Genomic DNA, 20,771 nt, shown 5'->3' with positions numbered 1-20,771 from the left:
GGGGGTGGACCCACCTGCCGCCTCGCGTTCGGCTGACCGTCGCCCCGTGGTGGCGGCGCGCTGGCCCGGCACACCGGACGTACCGACCGCCCCGATCACCTTGCGGAGCGGTTCCGCGCCGTCCGAGGTCTCTCCGGCGAGGCCACGGGTGCAGCGGGCCGCGACCGCGCAGCGCGGGCCGTCGGCAGGTTCGGGCACGGGCACGGGCATACGGAAAGCCGACTCCCCCGGCTCCCCCAGCCCCGCCGACTCCCCCAGCTCCCCCGACTCGCGGGACCTTCCCGGCTCCGGCCGACGGGTCCCCGTCGTCCGGCCCGCGCCGCCCCGACGGGAGACACCCGGAGCAGCAGCCGTGGCGCCCCGGTCACTCCCGACGACCGCCCTCCACCCATCGACGGCCACAGCACCTGCACCTGCACCTGCACAAACGCCCCACCCGGGTGCCACCGTCCCCGTGGTCCAGCGGAGAGCCGCCGCACCGGCCTCCCCGGTCTCCGGCTCGGCGGCAGACGGCAGAACCGGCCGGGCGGTGCCCCCGGTGCAGCGTGACATCGGCGGCACCGGCGGCACTGGCGGTGCGGCCCTGCCCACGGGCGTACCGGCCAAGGCGGTACCGGCGCGCGGCCGGTCGCGGCCGGCCTCCGCGTCGTCCGCCTCCGGCAGGGACGCGGCCCGGCACGCCGCCACACCGGCACCGCAGGATCCCGGCCTCGACCTGGACGACCTGGCGCGCCGTCTGATCGACCCGGTGGCCCGGCTGCTCCGCACCGAGCTGCGGCGCGGCCGGGAACGCGTGGGCCGCCCCCACGACGGACGCCGCTGAGGGCACGAAGCGGACAAGGGCACGAGGGCACGGAACGGATGACGGACGAATGACGGACAACATCTTCGCGACGAGCGTGTTCTTCCGGCTCGCGATCGGCGGCAACGACCTGGGCGCCTTCCACACCTGCTCGGGCATGGGCGCCGAGGTCGAGATGGAGACGTACGCCGAGGGCGGCAACAACGGGTTCACGTGGAACCTGCCCGGGCGTGTGACCTGGTCGAACATCACGCTCACCCGGCCGGTCACCGCCGACACGGCGAAGATCGCCCGCTGGCTCGACGAGACGCTGAAGCGGGTGGAGCCCAAGGACGGCGAGATCGTGGCACTGAAACCGGACCTGACCCGGATCATCAGCTGGCAGGTGTTCGGGATCGTCCCGGTGCGCTGGCAGGGGCCGTCCTTCGACCCCGCCAGTTCCGAGGCCGCGGTGGAGACGCTGGAGATCGCCCACGAAGGACTTCGGCCTTCGTGACTCCCACTGGCTTTCTCTGACTTCCTCTGACTCCCTCATGAACCGCCGCCGCCCGCCCGTCCCCGCTCCCGCTCCCGTACGAGCCCAGGAAAGGAAGACCCCGCATGTCCCCAGCGGTCCGCTCCAGCCGGGCCAGGGCCCAGCTGACCCTGAAGGAGCCCCCCGCTTCGGTCGGTGCGAAGCCCGGCGGGACGATCGCGCGGCTGAACCTCCAGTTCAACCCCTCCACCCTGGAGCTGCGCAAGACGACCGAGTGGCGTCGCTCCCCCTCCCGGATGGCGGGGCAGTCGGCACTGCCCGAGTTCGTCGGCAGCGGCCCGCGCACGCTGAGCCTCGAGGTGTTCCTGGACGCCACCGCCACCCACGACAACTCCGTGGAGCAGGCGGTGGAGAAGCTGATGAAGGCGTGCGTGCCGACCCCGGCCAGCCTGGGCCGCAAGAAGCCGGCCAGCCCGTGGGTGCGGTTCGAGTGGGGCACCGCGCGGACGACGGCGTTCGACGGGGTGCTGTCGAGTCTGTCGGTCACGTACACGCTGTTCGACGTGGACGGCAAGCCGCTGCGGGCGACCTGCGCGCTGTCGATCGAGGAGGCGAGCGTCGACCCGCCGGGCCAGAACCCGACGTCCGGCGCGCGCGACGCCCGCAGTACGCACACCGTGGTGGCGGGCGACAGCCTCGCCCTGCTGGCCTGGCGGGAGTACGGGGACCCGACGGCCTGGCGGGTCATCGCGGAGGCGAACGGAATCGACGATCCGATGGCGCTCGTGCCCGGCACCGAACTGGTGGTGCCGGGGCTGCGGGACGCGGGAGGCGAGGAGGAGCGGTGAGCACATCCGAGGCGGCACGGGGCGGCCGGTCGTTCGCGGCGGACCCCGTCGTGGAGGCGCCCGCCGAGCTCCCGCCGGTCTGGGCCGCCCAGCTGGTGAGCTGCGTGGTGGACGAGAACGTGGGGCTGCCCGACGCGGCGGTGCTCACCTTCCGCGACCCCGACCACGAGTTCCTGAAGGCGACCGGCGTCACCATCGGCACCCCGCTGCGGGTGTCGGTGGTGACCGTGAAGGGGCAGGCCCGCGAGAGGTTGTTCGACGGCGAGGTGACGGCCCTGGAGGTGGACCGCGACAGCACGGGTTCGTTCACCGTGGTGCGCGCCTACTCCAAGGCGCACCGTCTCCAGCGGGGCCGCAAGGTGGTGGCGTACCGGAACATGACGGCGGCGGCCATCGTCCGCAAGGTGGCGGCCGGTGCCGGGCTGGCCTGCGGCACCGTACAGGCCGCGCCGGTCACCTACCGGCAGCTCTCCCAGGCCAACGTGTCCGACTGGGACTTCCTGCAGTACCTGGCCGCCGAGAGCGGCGCGCAGGTGCGTGTCGACGACAAGGGGCTGCTCCAGTTCACCCGGCCGCAGAAGGCGTCGGGCGCGCCCGCGCCGTCGACGTCGGCCACCCGGAACCCGATGGTGCTGGAGTACGGGCGGAACCTGCTGGCGCTGCGGGCGGCGCTGTCGGCCGCGGACGGCGCGTCCCAGGTGGAGGTGCGCGGCTGGGACGTCACCACGAAGCGGCCGCTGGTGGCCCGGCAGCCGTCGGTGAACAGTGACACGGCGGTGCCGGGCCTGAGTCCGGCGCTCGCCGCCCGGTTCGGCGCGTCGTCGAAGCTGACCGTCACCGACACCCCGTACCGCACCCAGGCCGAGACGACCGCGGTCGCCGGTGCGACGGCCGCCCAGGTCGGTGCGGGTTTCGCCGATCTGGAGGCGGTGGCCGAGGGAAACCCCCTGCTCCGGGCGGGCAAACCCGTGGCGCTCGGCAACGTCGGGCAGGCGTTCTCGGGCAAGTACACGGCGACGGCGGTGCAGCACGTCCTCGAGCCGCACCGCGGGTACCGGACGACGGTGTGGGTGAGCGCCAGCCCGGACCGCTCCCTGACCGGCCTGGTGACCGGCGCCAACGCACCGAGCCGTGGCCCGCGCATGCCGGGTCTGGCGATCGGCGTCGTGACGGACGTACGCGAGCCGGGCGGCGCAGAGCGCGGCGCGGTGCGCCTGAAGTTCCCCTGGCTGGACGACACCTACACCACGGACTGGGTGCGCACCGTGCAGTGGGGCGGCAAGGGCGGCGGGGGTGTGGTGAGTCCGGAGGTCAACGACGAGGTGCTGGTCGGGTTCGAACAGGGCCTGCTGGACAGCCCGTACGTCATCGGCGGGCTCTACAACGGCGTGGACGGGCCGTCGCCGCACGACGTCCCGCTGATCGACGGCACCAGCGGAAAGGTGAACCGCCGCTCGGTGGTGTCGCGTTCGGGGCACCGGGTGGAGCTGCTGGACGCCGCGGCCCCCGGCCCCTCCGGACTGCGGCTGCTGACCGGGGACGAGCGCCTCGAAGTACGCCTGGACGACCGGCGGGACCGGATCGAGCTGACGGTGTACGCCGGGCGGGGCCGCCCCCTCACCTCCGTCCTGCTCGACAAGGACGGCATCACGCTGGACGCGAGGCAGGGCGGCGTGACCGTGCGGGGCCGTCAGGTGGACATCGACGCCACGGACTCGGTGACGGTCGGCGGCCGCTCGGTGAGCGTCAACGGCAAGTCGGACGTCACCGTCGACGGCGGTCTGCTGGGCGTCCTCAAGGCCAGGCTCATCCGGATCAACTGAGGCCCGTACGACCACCCTTGTCCACCGCTCGCCCACCTGCTCACCTCCCGACCGTCCCACCGGCTCACCTCCCGACCGCCCGACGATCTCCCGCTAGGAGCACCGCATGCCAGCCGCAGCCCGTACCGGCGACCCCACGAACCACGGCGGTGTCATCGCCACTCCGCCGCCCGGCGCCGCCCAGGCGGTGGCACGCGTGCTGATCGGCGGCCGCCCCGCCGCCGTCGTGGGCAGCCTGCACACCTGCCCCATGCCACCGCACGCGGTCATGGGGCCGGCCAACGTGGTCCTGCCCGACCCGGCCGCGGCCGTCAGGGGCACGGTCCTCATCGGCGGGCTGCCCGCCGCGAAGGCCCGGGACAAGACCGCGTGCGGCGCGATGATCGTGACCGGCGCCCCCAACGTCCTGATCGGGGGCGTGTGATGAGCGAGCGGTTCATCGGCCGCGGCTGGGCGTTCCCGCTGCGGGTCGGGCCGACCGGCGGGATCGGCCTGGTCGACCGGGAGCGGGAGATCGAGGAGGCGATCCGGCTGGTGCTCGGCACCGCGCCCGGCGAACGCCCCATGCGCCCCGAGTTCGGCTGCGGCATCCACGAGTACGTCTTCGCCCCCGGTGACGGTGCCACCGCCGGTGCCGTCGCGCAGCAGGTGCGTGAGGCCCTCGAACGGTGGGAGCCGCGGATCGCGGTGGACGACGTGGTGGTCGCCTTCGACACCGTCGACGCCGGCACCCTCTACATCGACGTGCACTACACGGTGCGTTCCACCAACGACCGGCGCAACCTGGTCTTCCCCTTCTACACGATCCCCTCCGAGGAGGGGGCCGAGGGAAGGGACGCCGGCTGATGGTCCTGCCCTCCCCCAATCTGGACGACCGGCGGTTCCAGCAGCTCGTCGACGAGGCGAAGCGGTACGTGCAGCAGCGCGCCCCGGAGTGGACCGACCACAACGTGTCCGACCCGGGCGTCACCCTGATCGAGACGTTCGCCTACCTCGTGGACCAGTTGCTGTACCGGCTGAACCGGGTGCCGGACAAGAACTACACCGCTTTCCTCGACCTGCTGGGCATCCGCCTGTTCCCGCCGACGGCGGCGGTGGCCGAGGTCGACTTCTGGCTGTCGGCGCCGCAGCCCGACACGGTGGCGCTGCCCGCGGGCACCGAGGTGACCACCGCGCGCGGCGAGACCGACGAGGCCGTGGTGTTCACGACCACGGACGAACTGCGCATCGTGCCCAGCGAGTTGACGCGTCTGGTGACCGCTCCGCGCACCGGCGACCAGACCGACCGGACCGGGGCGCTCTCCGAGGGCCGCGACATCCCGTGCTTCCAGGCGGCGCCGGAACCGGGCGACGCGCTGCTGTTCGGGCTGCCGGCGGCGGTGCCGCGCTGCATCGTCGCCGTACGCCTGGACAGCCGGGTGGAGGGCGTCGGGGTGGACCCGCGTCAGCCCCCGCTCGCGTGGGAGGCGTGGGACGGCGGCGGCTGGCAGCGTTGCGAGACCGGCACGGACACCACCGGCGGGCTGAACCGGCCCGGCGAGGTCATCGTGCACGTACCGGCCGGGCACACGGCGTCGGTGATCGGCGGGACGCGGGCCGGCTGGCTGCGCTGCCGCGTCACCGAGGCGGAGCCGGGCCAGCCGTTCTACTCGGAGTCCCCGACGGTACGCGAGGCGGCGGTGTTCACCGTGGGCGGCACCATGTCCGTGGAGCACGCCGAGACCGTGACCGACGTGCCGCTCGGCACCTCGGAGGGGGTCGCGGGGCAGACGTTCCGGCTCGCCCGCCCGCCGGTCCTCCTCGACGCCGAACCCCCCGTGGTGGAGGTGTCCTCGGCCGAGGGCTGGCAGCGCTGGGAGCTGGTGGAGCACTTCGGCCGCTCCGGGCCCGCCGACCGGCACGTCCGCGTCGACGCCACCACCGGCGAGTTCACCTTCCCCCCGGCGCTGCGCGAACCGGACGGCACGCTGCGGCCGTGCGGAGCGGTGCCGCCCAAGGGCGCCCAGGTGCGGGTGGCCCGCTACCGCACCGGCGGCGGCACCGCGGGCAACGTCGCCCGCGGCGCGATCTCCGTGCTGCGCAGCTCCGTCCCGTACGTGGCGCGGGTCGTCAACCGGGAGGCGGCGCGCGGCGGCGTCGCCGGTGAGAGCCTCGCCAACGCCAAGCTGCGGGCACCGGACGCGCTGCGGATGCAGGAGCGCGCGGTGACCGCCGAGGACTACGAGATCATCAGCCGCCAGGCGGCGCCCTCGGTGCGCCGGGTCCGCTGTCTGCCCGCCGGCGACGGCGCGGGCGCGGTACGGGTCCTGGTGGTGCCGGACGCGGTCACCGACGAGGACGGCCGGCTCCGCTTCGAGCAGCTGATCCCCTCCGAGCAGGTGCTCCGGGCGATCACCGCGAGCCTCGACGAACGGCGTCTGATCGGCACCCGTCTGGTCGTGGAGCCGCCGGTCTACCAGGGCGTCACCGTGGTGGCCCGGCTCGCGGCCGCGCCCGGCGACACCGACCGGGTGCGCGACGCGGCGCTCGACGCGCTGTTCGGGTACCTCGACCCGCTGCGGGGCGGTCCCGAGGGCACCGGGTGGCCGTTCGGGCGGCCGGTGCAGTACGGGGAGGTTTTCGGCGTACTGCAACGCGCCACCGGCAACGCGCTGGTGGAGGACGTCCGGCTGTTCCCTGCCGACCCGGTCACCGGGCGGCGCGGCGCGCCCGCCGACCGCGTCGACGTGACCGCGGGCGCGCTGGTCTTCTCCCACCAGCACCAGGTGGTCGTCACGGCCGTCGAGCCGGAGGGGGCACGGGGATGAGCCGCGCCGCCGTGCCCGGCCTGCCGAGCCGGTACCCGATCGGCGGGCAGCTGCCCGCCCTGTACGCCGACGACGACTTCGCGCAGCGCTTCACCGCCGGACTCGACACCGTCCTCGCGCCGGTCTTCACGACCCTCGACAACCTGTCCGCCTACCTGGACCCCCGGGTGGCTCCGACCGACTTCCTGGCCTGGCTGGCGTCCTGGGTGGGCGCCGCCGACGACCCGCAGTGGCCCGTGGAACAGCGCCGCGAGGCCGTCGTCCGCGCGGTGGAGCTGCACCGGTGGCGCGGCACCAGGCGCGGACTGGTGGAGGCGCTGCGGCTCGCGCTCGGCGTGCACGCCGAGGTGACCGGGGACGGCGGCGCGACGTGGTCGAGCACCGCCGGTGCCGCCCTCCCGCCGGAGCCTTCCTCCGATCCGCTGGTCCGGGTGTGGCCGGACCACGGGGACAACGAGGTGGACGCCGACCGCGTCCGCGAGATCGTCCGGGTCATGTGCCCGGTGCACACCGTCTGCCGGGTGGAGGTCCTGCCCGGCCCGCCCACCGACGAAGGGAGGTGACGTCATGCGCGCGTGTCCCGCGTGCGGGGCGTCCAACAGCCCGGACGACGACTTCTGCGGCAACTGCGGCGCGTACCTGGGCTGGTCGGACACCGCACCGACGACGAGCACGCGCTCGGCGCCCCCGGTCCCGCCGGACCGCACCCCGGCGCCCGCGCCTTCCCCGGAGGACGAGCCCGCGCCCGCCGAGCCTGCCCGTACTTCGCCGCTGCGCACCCGGCTGACGGGCCGTCACCGGGGCGCGGCGCGGGCAGTGAGCGCTCCTCCGGCCGCGGAATCGCCCCCCGGCGACCACATGGGTCCCGGCGACGATCCCGACCGGAAGAAGACAGCGAACCCTCCACCCCGGACCGGCCCGGACGACGCCCGCACCAGCCCGGACGTTGGCCGGACCGGCCCGGACGATGCCCCCACCAAGTCGACCGCTTCTGCGCACGGCTCGCCCGTCAGCGCCGGGGAACCCCCCTTCGCCGACCGGACTCCCCCCGCCACGGCACCGGCGCCGTCCGTATCCGGACCCACCGCATCCGAATGCACAGCGTCCGGACCCACCGCATCGGAAACGGGCGCACGGCCTCCGCAAGCTCCGCCGACGCCATCGCCCTCACCCACTCCACCCTCGCCCCCGCCCTCGCCCACTTCACCCGCTCCAACCCTTCGTAGCGTGCCGGACCCTCGGCCCCCGGCCGCCCCCACCCCCGAGACATCGGCACCGGACCCCGTACTGCCCGTACGCCCGGCGAAGCCGGTGGCCCCGCGCCCCGTCGTACGCCCCGTGGCGGTGCCGGACGAGATGACGGGGACGCCGTGCCCCGCCTGCGGCACGCCCAACCCGCCGGACCGCAGGTTCTGCCGGCGCTGCGCGACCCCGCTGAATTCGGCCGCGAAGCCCGCTCCGCTGCCGTGGTGGCGGACCGTGTGGCCGTTCCGCCGCCGGGTGCGGTCGAGCTCCGGCCGGGCGGTACGGCTCCTGGTGATCCTGGCCGTGGTGGTTGCTCTGTGCGCGGCCGGTCTCCTGCTCCTGCCCGCCGGACGCGCCCTGTTCGAGGACACCAGGGACAAGCTGAGCAAGCCCAGACCCGTGACCCCGGTGGACGTCGGGGCGAGCGCCGAGGTCCCCCGGCACCCGGCGACGAACACCACGGACGGGCTGAACAACCGCTACTGGGGCGCGCCCGCGCCGGGCGCCTCGGTGACCTACACCTTCCGCAAGCCGTTCCGGCTGGTCGACCTGATCATCACCAACGGCGCGTCCGCGTCCCCGGAGGACTACGCCCGCCAGGCACGCGCGCTCCAGATGGACCTGGAGGTGACGGCGCAGGACGGCACCAAGCACCACAAGGAGCTCACCCTCAGCGACAAACCGGGCCCGCAGACGATCCCCACCGGAATAAGCGACGTGAAGACGGTGCGCCTGGTGCTGCGCTCGGCCGTCGACCTGACCGGGGGCCGTCACCTGGCCCTGGCCGAGGTGGAGTTCTTCCAGCGGGGCTGACCGGAGCGAGCACCACGCCGACGGCGCGGCCCGGGCGGCGACGCCCGGCGTCCCTGCGCGGCTCAGTGCACCTCTGGAACCTCTGGAGCTCGTGAAGTGAACGGGTACACAGCCGTACACGCCCGTACGCCCGTCCCCGCGCCGCGCGGTGCGGACAGGGGGACGGGCGTACGGTCGCGGGGCGTTGCGGGGCTCAGCTCGCCCGGAGGAACGGGTAGTCGGTGTACCCCTCGGCCCCCGGCGCGTAGAACAGCCCGGGTCGCGGCTCGTTCTCCGGGTGCTCGCCCTGCCAGCGCTCGACGAGGTCGGGGTTGGCGATGACCGCGCGGCCCACGGCCACGGCGTCGGCGTGCGCGGCCTCGATCAGCTCCACCGCCTCCTCACGCGTGGTCGGCGAGGCGAAGCCGCTGTTGGCGATCAGCTTGCCGCCGAAGCGGCGGCGCAGCTCCTGGACCAGTTCGCCGGCCGGCTCCCGGTGCAGGACGGAGAGGTACGCCAGGCCCAGCGGGCGCAGCTGGTCCATCAGGTGGCCGTACGTGGCCAGGACGTCGTCCCGGTCGGTCTCGAGGGCGTCCTGGATGTTGTGCTCCGGGGAGATCCGCAGCCCGACCCGGCCGGCGCCGATGGCCTCGGCCACCGCCGTCACCACCTCGACGACGAAGCGGGCCCGGTTCTCCGGGGAGCCGCCGTATTCGTCGGTACGCCGGTTGGACGCCGGGGAGAGGAACTCGTGCAGCAGGTAGCCGTTGGCGCCGTGGATCTCCACGCCGTCCAGGCCGGCCTCCTCCACCGCCCGGCGGGAGGCGGTGACGAAGTCGTCGAGGGCCGCCCGCGCCTCCTCGACGGTCAGCGCGTGCGGCACCGGGTAGGGCTGCTTGCCCTTCTCCGTGTGCCCCTCGCCGTCGATCGCGATCGCGCTGGGGGCGACGACCCGACGGCCGCCGTTGACGTCGGGGTGGGTGACCCGGCCGCCGTGCATGACCTGCATCACGATGCGGCCTCCGCGGGCGTGCACCGCCTCGGCCACCCGCCGCCAGCCCGCCACCTGCTCGTCGGTGACGATGCCCGGCTGTCCCACGAAGGCCTGCGACTCGTGGTTCGGGTAGGTGCCCTCGGTGATGATCAGTCCGATGCTCGCCCGCTGCCGGTAGTGCTCCACCACCAGGTCCCCGGGAACACCGGAGGAACCGGAGCGCATCCGGGTCAGCGGGGCCATGACGACCCGGTTGGCGAGTTCGACGTCTCCCAGGAAGACGGGCGTGAAAATGTTCATGTGCGGGTGCAACATAATCCGAGAACGCAACATTTCCAGACGGCGCTGACTGCGACGGACGTCACTTTTCGATCATGCTGACCCGCTTCGCACAAGAACAGCGGGCAACGACGGCGACCACGCCGTCCTCACGAAGCGCTGCTCACAGCGGATGGCGAGCAGCTCTCTACTCCGAAGGGTAGATGTCTCCGCTCCGCATGGCGCTTTCCTGTTCGCTACGGGACTGCAACCTGCGGGCCTTCTCCTGCAGACGCTGCCGTTCCGCCGGGTCGCTGGACCGCCCCGCGGCATCCGCCAGTTCCCGGGCTTTCTCGCGCATGTGCTGGAGCCGTTCGCGTGTTTCGTCACTGCCCATGATCGATCCTCGCATAAAGGGAGAAACTGCACAGACAAGCACATCAGATGCGGTGGTTTTCAGCACGTCGACGTGCCGTCTCCCACAGGGAGAGAGCCCGAAGGCACCCGGCCGTCCCACGGGGTGACCGCCGGCCGCGCTTGACCTTGACACAGTGACAAGGTCTTCACTGGAGCCAAGGAGGCGGTGCCGGTGACCATGTCGCAAGAGGACTCGAGCACGATGAGGGCTCTCCAGGTACTGGAGAACAGCAGCTCGTCGGTACGACTGCAGGCAGCATTGGCTGTCGGCACGGACCCGGACCCGCGGTACATCGACAAGCTCGTCGAACGATGCGCGGTCGAGCCCGAGTTCTACGTGCGCGAAATGCTCACGTGGGCACTCACCCGCCACCCGTCGGCGATGACGGTCCCGAAGCTCATCGATGCGCTCCGCTCGGAGCGCGCCCAGGCGCGCAGCCAGGCGCTGCACACACTGTCCAAGATCGGGAGTCGGCGAGCATGGCCCGCGATCACACGGGCGCTCCTGACCGACACCGACGACGAGGTGGCGCGGAGCGCTTGGCGGGCAGCGGTCGTACTCGTACCGGAAGGCGAGGAACGGGAACTGGCCGGAGTGCTGGCGACACAGCTCGGGCGCGGCGAGCGTGAGACGCAGTTGAGCCTGAGCCGGGCGCTGATCGCGCTCGGTGAGGTGATCATGCCGACCCTGCGCGCCGCGATGACGCTTGCCGACCCTCGCGCGCGTCAGCACGCGATCGCCACGGAACGGCTGTTCCGCGACCCGGATGCCGGATTCGCGTTCGCGGTCGAGGAGGCGAAGCGCATCGTGGCCCTCGGACCGGCCGGCCAGGAGGGGTGACAGGAAGTGCTGATCGGTGAGGTGGCACGGCGGTCCGGGGTCAGCGCCCGCATGCTCAGGCATTACGACTCGCTCGGCCTGGTGCGGCCGACGGGTCGTACCGAGTCCGGCTATCGGGAGTACTCCAGCGAGGACATCCGGCGGATCTTCCATATCGAGAGCCTGCGGTCACTGGGACTGTCGCTGCGCGAGGTCGGGCGCGCGCTGGACGATCCCGGCTTCAAGCCCTCGGAGCTCGTCGACGACCTCATCCGCCAGACGCTGGACCGCATCGCGGGTGAAACGAGACTGCTCACGCGACTCCGTCGGATCGATGCCACGGAACCCGCCGACTGGGGGGACGTTCTCCAGATCGTCGCGCTTCTCCAGGCCCTGGGTGCGGAGAGTGCCGGGAAACGTCAGCGCGCGGCCCTGTCCTCGGTCGCAGAGGTCACGGTGCCGGTGGAAGCCCTGGTCGAGGCAGCCCTGAGCGAGACGGACCCGAACGTCGCCGGAGCCCTTCGATGGGCTCTGGCTCGATCGGCCGATGACGGATCCGGACTCGCACTGCTGGCGGAGGGCCTCGGCTCACCAGTCGCCGAGGTGCGGAAGCGTGCCGTCCGGTCCATCGCCGAGCTGCCGAGCGATGAGGCGACCGCGCTGCTGCGCGATGCCCTCGGGAACTCCGACATCGTCGTCCGCAGGTGTGCGGCTCTGGTGCTCGGGACACGGGGCACAGCCGACGCGGTCCCGACGCTCATCGACATGATCGTCGAGGATGCGAACGACGTCGACGCAGCCGATGCGCTGAGCACGCTGGCGAGTGATCCCGAGCTGGCGGATCAGATCGCCACCAGGCTCGTCGACTGTCTCGCCCACGACACCGTTGGACCGTCCGCGCGTCGACGCCTGACCCAGGCGCTCGCGGATGTCCCGGGGGCCAAGACGTCACGTGCCCTCGCGGATCTGTCACAGGACGAAGACCCTGCCGTTGCGCTCACCGCGACGTACGTCCTCGGACTGCGCACCGCACGATGACGGTTCGAACCGATCGTGACAGTGAGGCTCCCGTCGAAGATCGTAGACTCGTGGCGTGGCATCCATGAGCGCTCTGAGCACCCCGCACCACTGCTTCCTGTGACCGGGAGGTCTGGAGGGCGATGCCGGACGGCGTCGCCCTCCTAGGCGTGCCTGCCGCGTGCATCACGTTCTCTTCGCGCTCCCGCACCCAGGTGACCAGAGGCTGGACCTGTGTGTTCCCGGGTGGCGCCCCTCAATGTGCACGCACAGGCACGGTCCCTTTCCTCCACCGTTGCCAGGAGTGCCTCGTGCCCGTTCTTCGCCCTGCCCTCGCATCGTTCCTCGACCTGCTGCGCTGCCCGACGTGCCGCGCTCACCTCCATCCCCGCGGTGGTGCGCTGCGTTGCCCGGCGGGCCACACCTTCGACGTCGCCCGCCACGGCTACGTCAGCCTCCTGGCGGGCACCCGCGCCACCAGCGGCGATGACGCCGCCATGGCTCGGGCCCGGAGCCGGTTCCTGTCCACCGGAACGTACGGGCCCATCCGCCGGACCGTGGCACGCCTGGCGGCCGACGCCGTGACCGGACAGGGCACGGTCGTGGATGTGGGGTGCGGCACGGGCTACTACCTGGCCGGTGTGCTCGACCGACTGTCCGTCGCCCGTGGGCTGGGTCTGGACACCTCGGTGCGCGCACTGCGCTCGGCGGGCCGGGCCCATGAACGAGCCGCCGCGGCGACCTGGGACGTCTTCCGCCCCTTCCCGCTGGCCGACGGGGTGGCCGACGTGGTGCTTGACGTGTTCGCGCCCCGGAACCCGTCCGAGTTCCATCGGGTGCTGCGCTCATCCGGCCGGCTGATCGTGGTGCGTCCTACGCGGCGGCACCTGGCGGAGCTGCGCGGCCCGCTCCCGGCGATGGTCACGATCGACCCTGCCAAGGAGGAGCGCCTGCACCGGGCGCTGCATCCTTACTTCGACGCCACCGTCACCGAACTGGTCGAGTACGCCGCGCCCCTGGCCCGGCAGGACGTCCTCGACCTGGTGGCAATGACACCGAGCGCACGCCACGTGCCACGTGCGGACCTGGATGACGACGGCCCCCTGCCCGACCAGGTCACCGTCTCCGTCCTGGCCACCTCGTACCGGCCCCGCTGACGCATGAACAGTGGGCGGCACGCCTGCCGCCCTGCCTTCCCCTCGGCACGGGGAAGGCAGGGCGCCCGTGCGTGGATCACAAGGTGCCCGTGAGGCGTCAGGGCCCGTGGCGGATCCTCGCGCGGACGGCGGCGTGCACGCGCACATAACGCCGGGTCCACGACATCACCGCGTGCAGAGAACACCGCGCGGCTGATGAGTGCGGGATTCGCTCAGGTCGATGAATGATTCACTCGGCGCCTCCGTACTCCCTGACGTACAAGCCGCTCACGTCAGGAGGCCTCATGCCCGTCTCGCGCAACACGGCCGGGACCATCTTCATCGTCGGTGCGCTGGGCCTGACCCTCACCGCCCTCGCCTATCCCGCCGTACTCGGCGTGGAGAACACGGCCACCTCGTCGTCCCGCACCGTCGCCAACACCCGCTTCGGGCCGCTGACCGAAGCGGACCGCGACTTCGTGGTCAAGGTGCGCTCGGCCGGGCTGTGGGAGTACCCGCTCGGCGAGATGGCCATGGAGCGCGGCACGACGAAGGAGATGAAGGAGGCCGGCGAACACCTGATCGTCGGGCATGCCGGACTCGACGCGTTGTGCCGCAGAATCGCCCCCGAGCTGAACATCACCCTGCCGAACCAGGCCACTCCGCAGCAGCAGCAGTTCGTGGCGACCGTGGACTCCAAGAGCGGCAGGGAATTCGACTCCACCGCGGTCAACATCATGCGCGTCACCCACGGCCAGATCTTCCCGGCCATCGCCAAGATCCGCGCCAGCACCGAGAACACTCTGGTCCGCCAACTGGCCGACCTGGCCAACGACACCGTCCTGGACCACATCACGGTCCTCGAGAAGACCGGCCTGGTCAACTACGAACAGATCAACTTCCAGCAGACCGCCCCACCCAAGCTGCCCAAGGACCAGCTCACCCCTCCCGCACCCCAGCCGGGCGCCCCGGTCGTCGTCCTCACCCCACGCCCGGACCTGGACGTCAACACCAGCTCACCGACCCCCACTCCCAGCCCCACGGCCGGATAGCCGGCGGGGGGCGGCCACGCGGTGCGGCTCACCGGTGTCATGGCGGGGATCCGCGCCCAGCCCGCCGAGCCGCACTCACCCGCCCACTTCCCCTGGCGCTCCGCAGGCACCGGATCGTCACCCCGCGCCCCGCTCTCCTCGCACCAGTGCAAGGTCGAGCAGTGTGTCGAAGAGACGCGGCCATGGCCGGAGCACAGGATCGGACGAAGGCCGCCCGCGCATCCGGCGGATCCGCAGATGGGCGGCTCAGGGCCGGTCCGACGAGTCGGCCGGGCGGTCCGCCGTGACCAGCCACGACGTGCTACGCAGCCGGACCGTGCCGTCGGCCGTCTCATGGTCGCGCAGGTGGTCCGTCAGGGTGCGGCGGGCACGGGCCCGTGCGGTGGTGTCGGCCTGCGCCATCAGGTGGCGACCGGGTCCCGTGCCCAGCAGGAACTCCGCCGCGTCCTCGGCTCCGCGTCCCCATGTCCCGTACGCCTGCGCCTCGTTGATGGTGATCCCGGTGAATCCGGCTGCGGCGAGGACGTCGCGGATACGGTCCGGCGAGGCCAGGGAGAACATGCCGGGCGACCCCGTCCGCCCGAAGTCGCCGACCGGCAGGAAGTCGCGCAGTGACGCCATCGCCGCCACCCAGTCGTTGAGCACGGCATCGGCCGGGCAGACGAATGCCAGGCGCCCGCCGGGGCGCAGCGCCCGGCCGACGTTGCCGAAGGCCGCGACGGGGTCGGCGAAGAACATCACTCCGTAGCGGCTGATCGCCGCATCGAAAGCGCCCGCCCCGAAGGGGTGCACCTGTGCGTCACCTTGCGCGAAGGATGCGTTGGCGATTCCCTCCCGCTCGGCGCGGGCCCGGGCCGCGGCCAGCATCGGGCCGGACAGGTCGAGGCCCAACGCGTGCCCTCGGGGCGCCCGGAGCGCGGCGAGACGCGTGGTCTGTCCCGAGCCGCACCCGAGGTCGAGGGTCCGGTGGTCCCCGGTGATTCCGGCGGCGTCCAGGAGCGGCTCGTTGAAGCCTTCGTTCACGGCGTTCCAGCGGTCCTGGGTGCGGGCCCAGTGGGATCCTTCGGAGCCGTTCCATGCCTGTGCCTGCTCGGTGTTGACGATGTCCGGCACGGGTTCCTCCTGTGGTGGACGACGGAGAATGGGCGTCTGCCCAAACAGTATGGGCGCGTGCCCAAACTGACAAGACCCGTTACTATCCAGCGGGTTGCGCCCCTTTGCGGGCGGCGGAGACGGAACGGAAGAGGGGCCCATGTCACCGCGCGGAGTGGCGACGCCGGACGTACGCGAGCGGCTGTTCGCGGCCGCCGAGCGCGTCGTGGAGAGGGACGGGCCCGGCGCGCTCACCAGCCGGGCCGTGACGACCGAGGCGGGCTGCGCCAAGGGACTGCTGCATGCGCACTTCTCGGGGTTCGACGAGTTCGTGGCCGAACTCTGTCTCGACCGGTTCGCGCGGACGGCGGCGAAGGCGGAGGCACTGTCGGGGCTCGTGGGGCAGGGCACCGTGGCACGGAACCTGGAGACCGTCGCCCTCGCGCTGTTCGACTCCGGCGGTCCCGCCGTCTCGGGCCTGGCCATGACCCGCCCCGCCGCCACGCTGCGTATCCGTGAGGCCCTGGAAGGCGGGGCGCCCGGTTTCGCCGCGATCCAGGAGGCCATCACCGGCTATCTGGAGGCCGAGCGGAGGCTCGGCCGGGTGGCGGAGACCGTCGACCCGCACACCGTGGCCCTCGCCGTCGTCGGCACCGCCCATCACCTCCTGATGACCGGCTGGCCGGGCACACCCGACCCACGGCCCTCCATGACGCGCCTGGTGGCCGCGCTGGTAGGCGGATAGCCGCCGCTTCCGGGACCGGGCGCGCACAGCGCGGCACGCGACGGCCCCACCGCGCCTCGCTTCACCACAAATGAGACATAGGGGGCTAGGGTGCTGTTCGCTGCGCATCCGTAGGAAGGCGGTAGGGCCGCCCGGCCTGAGCAATATGGATCTTGCGTTCCTTCAGCCCTCACCCGACCAGCCCTCACCCGCCCAGTCCCCACCCGACCAGTCCCCACCCGACCAGTCCCCACCCGACCAGCTCTCGCACGACGGCGAAGCGCCTGTCGTGTCCGTGCGCGCGGACACCATGCGTTCGGCGCACGGCGCCGAGAGGCGGACCGGGCTGCGCCGACGAGCAGCGCGCCGGTCCTGGAGCCGCGGCGTGGCCGCGTGACCATCGGCCTCGCTGTCCGGTACGGGACGGACGCACCGGGTGCATCGGGGGCGGAGCGGCAGCCGTCTCCCGTCCGCGGCCCGGGCCGTACCCCTTCGGGGTGCCGACAGGTCCGGGACCGTGAAGGGACCTGCGAGCGTCTGCGGGGAGACGGTCCATGAGCCCGGCGGACACGGAGGGCGGGCGTCCCGCGTCGGCGGGGGCGGCGAAGCTGGCACTTCCCACCCTGGTCGCCATGGTGGTCGGCTCCATGGTCGGGGCCGGCGTGTTCTCCCTGCCCGGGCGGTTCTCCCAGGAGACAGGGGTCGCCGGTGCGCTCATCGCGTGGGTGATCGCCGGGGCCGGGATGCTCATGCTCGCCCTGGTCTTCCAGTACCTCGCGGTGCGCCGGCCGGACCTCGACGCCGGTGTCTACGCCTACGCCAAGGCGGGATTCGGCGAGTATCTCGGCTTCTTCTCGGCGTTCGGGTACTGGGCCAGCGCCTGCGTCGGCAACGTCACCTACTGGGTTCTGATCATGTCCACGATCGGAGCAGTGGTGCCCGCCCTCGGTGAGGGGGACACCGTCCTCGCGGTGGTGCTGTCCTCCCTGGGACTGTGGGGGTTCTTCTTCCTGGTGCGCCGGGGAGTGAAGGAAGCCACCGCCATCAACCGCATCGTGACCGTAGCCAAGATCATTCCGATCGTGGTCTTCGTCGTCCTGGCGCTGTTCTGCCTCGACACGGACGTCTTCGCCGACAACTTCCGCGGCGCCGACCACACCGGGTCGCTCTTCGACCAGGTGCGCGGCACCATGCTCGCCACCGTCTTCGTCTTCCTCGGCATCGAGGGCGCGAGCGTCTACTCCCGTCACGCCCGGCGGCGCGAGGACGTCGGCCGAGCCACACTGCTGGGGTTCCTCAGTGTCTTCGCGGTCTTCGCCTCGGTCACCATCGTCTCCTTCGGCATCCTGCCCGCACAGGAGACGGCCGGCCTGCGCCAGCCGTCCATGGCCGGCGTGCTGGAGGCGGCGGTCGGCACGTGGGGCGCGGTCTTCGTCAGCGCCGGGCTGATCGTCTCCGTACTGGGCGCGTATCTGGCGTGGACGCTGATGGCCGCCGAAGTGCTGTTCGTGGCGGCCCATGACGACGACATGCCCCGCTTCCTGCGCCGCGTGACCCCGGCCGACGCCCCGGTGGCCGCGTTGCTGCTGACCACACTCCTGTCACAGGTCGTGCTGATCGTCACGCTGGCGTCCGACGACGCCTTCGACTTCGCGCTCAACCTCACCAGCGCCCTGTCGCTCATCCCCTACCTACTGGCCACGGCCTTCGCGGTACGCGTCACCTGGCGGCCGGGCACGGAACCGGTGGCCGGGCGTGGCCGTGCCCTGCCCGTGGCGCTCCTGGCGACCGTGTACACCGCCTTCCTCGTCTACGCGGCCGGGCTGAAGTACCTGCTGGTGTCCTTCATCGTCTACGCGCCCGCGACGATCCTGTTCGTGATGACCCGCCGCGAGCAGCACCGGCGGGTGTTCTCACCCGCCGAATCCGTCGTCTTTCTTCTCTCCGTGGCCGGAGCGGTGGCGGGCGTCCTCGCGCTGACGCTCGGCTGGATCGATCTGTGACCGTGAGCGTCCCCGCCCACGACGGCACTCGGGATTTCGGGAAAGGACCGCATGAGTACCCAGGCCCCGGCCACGCCCGTGCACGGTGTCCACTCCGAGGTCGGCAGGCTGCGCAAGGTGCTGGTCTGCGCGCCCGGTCTGGCGCACGACAGACTGACCCCCTCCAACGCCGCCGACCTCCTCTTCGACGACGTGATGTGGGTGGAGAGCGCCCAGCGCCACCACGCCGACTTCGTCCAGCAGCTGCGCGACCGCGGTGTGGAGGTCGTGGAGCTGCACGATCTGCTCGCCGAGACGATGGCGATCCCCGAGGCCCGGTGCTGGCTGCTGGAGCGGAAGATCGTCACCAACCGGGTGGGCATCGGGCTGGTCGACGACACCCGCGCCTACCTCGGCGGGCTGCCGCCGCGCCGGCTGGCCGAGTACCTGATCGGCGGTCTGGCCACCACGGACCTCCCCGACGACTTCCGCTCCGGCTACCTGGCCCTGGCCCGGGAGTCGGCCGGCGCGCGCGAGTACCTGATGCCGCCGCTGCCCAACACCCTGTACACCCGCGACACGACCTGCTGGCTGTACGGCGGGCTCACCCTCAACCCGCTGTACTGGCCGGCCCGCCACGACGAGACCCTGCTGATGAAGGCGGTCTACACCTTCCACCCGGACTACCGCGGCTCCACCGTGTGGTGGGGCGACCCGGAGGAGAACTGGGGCCAGGCGACCATCGAGGGCGGCGACGTCATGCCCGTCGGACGGAACACCGTGCTGATCGGGATGAGCGAGCGCACCTCCCGGCAGGCCGTCACCCAGGTCGCCACCGCGCTCTTCCGGCAGCAGGCCGCCGAACACGTCATCGTCGCCGCCATGCCCAAGCTGCGGGCCGCCATGCACCTGGACACCGTGTTCACCTTCGCCGACCGCGACCTCGTCACCGTCTACCCGCGCATCGTGGAGGCGATCCACACCTTCTCCCTCCACCCGACCGACAAGAAGTACGGCCTCGACGTCGTCGACCACGGCACCCGCCCCCTGACCGATGTGATCGCCCGAGCCCTGGGCCTGGAGGCCCTGCGTGTCGTGGAGACCGGCGGTGACGAGTACGCCTCCGAACGCCAGCAATGGGACAGCGGCAACAACGCCGTCGCCGTCGAACCCGGCGTCGTCTTCACCTACGACCGCAACACCCACACCAACGCCCTGCTGCGCCAGGCCGGCGTCGAGGTGATCCCCATCGTCGGCGCCGAACTCGGGCGCGGCCGCGGCGGCGGACACTGCATGACCTGCCCGCTGGCACGCGATCCGATCGACCACTGATCCGGGCCACCGGACGGAACGCCGCCGGGCGCCTCGTCCGCGTGCGGTGCGGCACCGCGTGACGTCGTCATCGGGGCGCTGACGTCCTGCGCGTGCCCGCAGGTGCCCGGCCGCCGTGCTCGTTCACCTCGGTGCCCGGCCGCCGTGCTCGTTCATCTTCCCGAAGGGGACGTGCACGCTGGGAGTGCTGCGGGAGGTGCCGGTCAGGTGACCGACCTGGTCGTCGAAGAAGATGTGCGGCTTGAGAACTCCCATGATCGTGCTCTTGTCTATGCCGCCGAGGAAGAAGGCGTCGTTGACGGTCACGCCCCAGCCCTTCAGGCTGCGCACGGCCCGTTCGTGGGCCGGGGCGCTGCGGGCGGTGACGAGGGAGACGTGGACGCGGATCCTGTAGTCCGGGTCCTTGGCCCGTTGTTCCTCCTCGCGCCGCTGGAGCCGGTTGACGCCGGCGAGGAAGTCCCGCAGGGGGCCCGGGTCGTGCGGGGTGGCGGCGTTCCTTGTCTCGTGCGAGCGGAACCCTTCGATGCCGTCGGCCTGGAAGACCTGTTCCGAGGCGTCGTCGGCGAGGACGCCGTCGAAGTCGAAGGCGATCCGCAGGTCCCGGTCCTCGGTGTCGTCGGCCGCGGTGGGGCCGACGACACGGCCGGCGGGCAGGCCGAGCGCGACGGCCTCACGGACGTCGGTCTCGTTGGCGGACAGGAACAGGGACATGTTCAGAGCCGGCATGAAGTGGTAGGGCGAGCGTCCCTGCATGAAGACGGCCCGGGTGATCGGCAAGCCGTAGGACTGGATGGACCGCATGACCCGCAGCCCGGTGTCGGGATCGTTGCGGGACAGGACGATGACCTCCACCAGCGGATCGTCGGGTGAGCTCAGATCGTTCAGGGACAGCAGTCTGCGGATGAAGGGGAAGGCGACGCCTCTGCCCAGTGTGTCGTCCAGGTGCTCTTCCTGATAGGCGCGGTAGGGCTCCTCCCCCTGCTCCCGGAAGACGGCGTCCGCCTCCGTCAGGTCGAACAGCGCGCTGGAGGCGATCCCGATGACCAGGCGGCCGGCAAGCTCGTAGGGGGGCACGACTGACTCCTGCATCGATGCGAACGCGTGCCTCCATCATGGCATCGCGGTCCGGCGGGCCCCGCCGTGGCCGCCCGGCCT

21 protein-coding genes and 1 pseudogene are annotated in these 20,771 nt (G+C 72.1%); 18 read left to right on the top strand and 4 right to left on the bottom strand.

What is annotated here, in order from left to right; translation table 11 throughout:
* Positions 1-454: 454 nt before the first annotated feature.
* The 11 genes and pseudogenes from IE242_RS27765 (at position 455) to IE242_RS27725 (ending at position 8,813) form a co-directional block, all read left to right on the top strand.
* Entirely contained in the window at positions 455-823 is a 369-nt protein-coding gene (locus IE242_RS27765) for a hypothetical protein (RefSeq protein WP_189863993.1), read from the top strand.
* Between the two features lie 49 nt (positions 824-872).
* A complete protein-coding gene (locus tag IE242_RS27760; protein WP_189863991.1) occupies positions 873-1,298 on the top strand; it encodes a phage tail protein in 426 nt (141 codons plus the stop codon).
* A 104-nt stretch (positions 1,299-1,402) separates the two neighbouring features.
* Positions 1,403-2,125, top strand: a complete 723-nt coding sequence (locus IE242_RS27755) for a CIS tube protein (protein WP_189863989.1) — start codon at positions 1,403-1,405, stop codon at positions 2,123-2,125.
* Positions 2,122-3,948 (top strand): VgrG-related protein, encoded by a 1,827-nt coding sequence (locus IE242_RS27750; protein ID WP_189863987.1) that lies wholly within the window; start codon positions 2,122-2,124, stop codon positions 3,946-3,948. Before IE242_RS27755 ends, IE242_RS27750 begins: the two co-directional genes overlap by 4 nt.
* Positions 3,949-4,054: 106 nt before the next feature.
* Complete coding sequence (locus IE242_RS27745) at positions 4,055-4,372, top strand: PAAR domain-containing protein (protein ID WP_189863984.1); 318 nt, start codon at positions 4,055-4,057, stop codon at positions 4,370-4,372.
* Positions 4,372-4,794, top strand: a complete 423-nt coding sequence (locus tag IE242_RS27740; RefSeq protein ID WP_189863982.1) for a GPW/gp25 family protein — start codon at positions 4,372-4,374, stop codon at positions 4,792-4,794. Before IE242_RS27745 ends, IE242_RS27740 begins: the two co-directional genes overlap by 1 nt.
* Complete coding sequence (locus IE242_RS27735) at positions 4,794-6,755, top strand: putative baseplate assembly protein (RefSeq protein WP_189863980.1); 1,962 nt, start codon at positions 4,794-4,796, stop codon at positions 6,753-6,755. The genes IE242_RS27740 and IE242_RS27735 overlap by 1 nt, the downstream gene beginning before the upstream one ends.
* The gene (locus IE242_RS27730; protein ID WP_189863978.1) at positions 6,752-7,318 is read left to right on the top strand and encodes a phage tail protein; all 567 of its coding nucleotides are present in this window, start codon (positions 6,752-6,754) and stop codon (positions 7,316-7,318) included. The genes IE242_RS27735 and IE242_RS27730 overlap by 4 nt, the downstream gene beginning before the upstream one ends.
* 4 nt (positions 7,319-7,322) lie before the next feature.
* Positions 7,323-7,385: pseudogene (locus IE242_RS38670) on the top strand (zinc ribbon domain-containing protein); the annotation flags it as partial.
* 464 nt (positions 7,386-7,849) lie between these two features.
* Entirely contained in the window at positions 7,850-7,981 is a 132-nt protein-coding gene (locus IE242_RS38665; protein WP_268249506.1) for a hypothetical protein, read from the top strand.
* Between the two features lies 1 nt (position 7,982).
* On the top strand, positions 7,983-8,813 hold the full coding sequence (locus tag IE242_RS27725) for a zinc ribbon domain-containing protein (RefSeq protein ID WP_229859574.1): 831 nt from the start codon (positions 7,983-7,985) through the stop codon (positions 8,811-8,813).
* A gap of 193 nt (positions 8,814-9,006) precedes the next feature.
* Here IE242_RS27725 and IE242_RS27720 read toward each other — a convergent pair whose 3' ends face one another.
* The gene (locus tag IE242_RS27720) at positions 9,007-10,086 is read right to left on the bottom strand and encodes an alkene reductase (protein WP_189863976.1); all 1,080 of its coding nucleotides are present in this window, start codon (positions 10,084-10,086) and stop codon (positions 9,007-9,009) included.
* Positions 10,087-10,252: 166 nt separating this feature from the next.
* Positions 10,253-10,441: a DUF6381 family protein gene (locus IE242_RS27715; protein ID WP_189863974.1), complete on the bottom strand. Its 189-nt coding sequence runs from the start codon at positions 10,439-10,441 to the stop codon at positions 10,253-10,255.
* Positions 10,442-10,639: 198 nt separating this feature from the next.
* On the opposite strand from IE242_RS27715, the gene IE242_RS27710 reads away from it, so the two are divergent.
* The 4 genes from IE242_RS27710 (at position 10,640) to IE242_RS27695 (ending at position 14,486) form a co-directional block, all read left to right on the top strand.
* Positions 10,640-11,302 (top strand): HEAT repeat domain-containing protein, encoded by a 663-nt coding sequence (locus IE242_RS27710; RefSeq protein WP_373299602.1) that lies wholly within the window; start codon positions 10,640-10,642, stop codon positions 11,300-11,302.
* Between the two features lie 6 nt (positions 11,303-11,308).
* Complete coding sequence (locus tag IE242_RS27705; protein WP_189863970.1) at positions 11,309-12,319, top strand: HEAT repeat domain-containing protein; 1,011 nt, start codon at positions 11,309-11,311, stop codon at positions 12,317-12,319.
* 290 nt (positions 12,320-12,609) lie between these two features.
* Positions 12,610-13,455, top strand: coding sequence for a putative RNA methyltransferase (locus IE242_RS27700; RefSeq protein ID WP_189863968.1), 846 nt, complete (start codon positions 12,610-12,612; stop codon positions 13,453-13,455).
* Between the two features lie 284 nt (positions 13,456-13,739).
* On the top strand, positions 13,740-14,486 hold the full coding sequence (locus IE242_RS27695; RefSeq protein ID WP_189863966.1) for a DUF4142 domain-containing protein: 747 nt from the start codon (positions 13,740-13,742) through the stop codon (positions 14,484-14,486).
* Positions 14,487-14,732: 246 nt separating this feature from the next.
* Here IE242_RS27695 and IE242_RS27690 read toward each other — a convergent pair whose 3' ends face one another.
* Positions 14,733-15,599 (bottom strand): class I SAM-dependent methyltransferase, encoded by an 867-nt coding sequence (locus tag IE242_RS27690; protein WP_189863964.1) that lies wholly within the window; start codon positions 15,597-15,599, stop codon positions 14,733-14,735.
* Positions 15,600-15,738: 139 nt separating this feature from the next.
* On the opposite strand from IE242_RS27690, the gene IE242_RS27685 reads away from it, so the two are divergent.
* The 3 genes from IE242_RS27685 to IE242_RS27675 all read left to right on the top strand — a co-directional run bounded on the left by IE242_RS27685 (position 15,739) and on the right by IE242_RS27675 (position 19,616).
* Positions 15,739-16,323: a TetR/AcrR family transcriptional regulator gene (locus IE242_RS27685; RefSeq protein WP_189863962.1), complete on the top strand. Its 585-nt coding sequence runs from the start codon at positions 15,739-15,741 to the stop codon at positions 16,321-16,323.
* Positions 16,324-16,856: 533 nt separating this feature from the next.
* Positions 16,857-18,305, top strand: coding sequence for a basic amino acid/polyamine antiporter (locus tag IE242_RS27680; protein ID WP_189863960.1), 1,449 nt, complete (start codon positions 16,857-16,859; stop codon positions 18,303-18,305).
* 51 nt (positions 18,306-18,356) lie between these two features.
* Positions 18,357-19,616, top strand: a complete 1,260-nt coding sequence (locus IE242_RS27675) for an arginine deiminase (protein WP_189863958.1) — start codon at positions 18,357-18,359, stop codon at positions 19,614-19,616.
* 123 nt (positions 19,617-19,739) lie between these two features.
* On the opposite strand, the gene IE242_RS27670 is transcribed toward IE242_RS27675, so the two are convergent.
* On the bottom strand, positions 19,740-20,690 hold the full coding sequence (locus IE242_RS27670; RefSeq protein WP_189863956.1) for a 5'-nucleotidase: 951 nt from the start codon (positions 20,688-20,690) through the stop codon (positions 19,740-19,742).
* Positions 20,691-20,771: the final 81 nt, after the last annotated feature.

Origin of the sequence: Streptomyces poonensis, from assembly GCF_014650915.1 — a bacterium.
Lineage (GTDB): Bacteria > Actinomycetota > Actinomycetes > Streptomycetales > Streptomycetaceae > Streptomyces > Streptomyces poonensis.
This window is presented reverse-complemented; position numbering and strand designations above follow the sequence as displayed.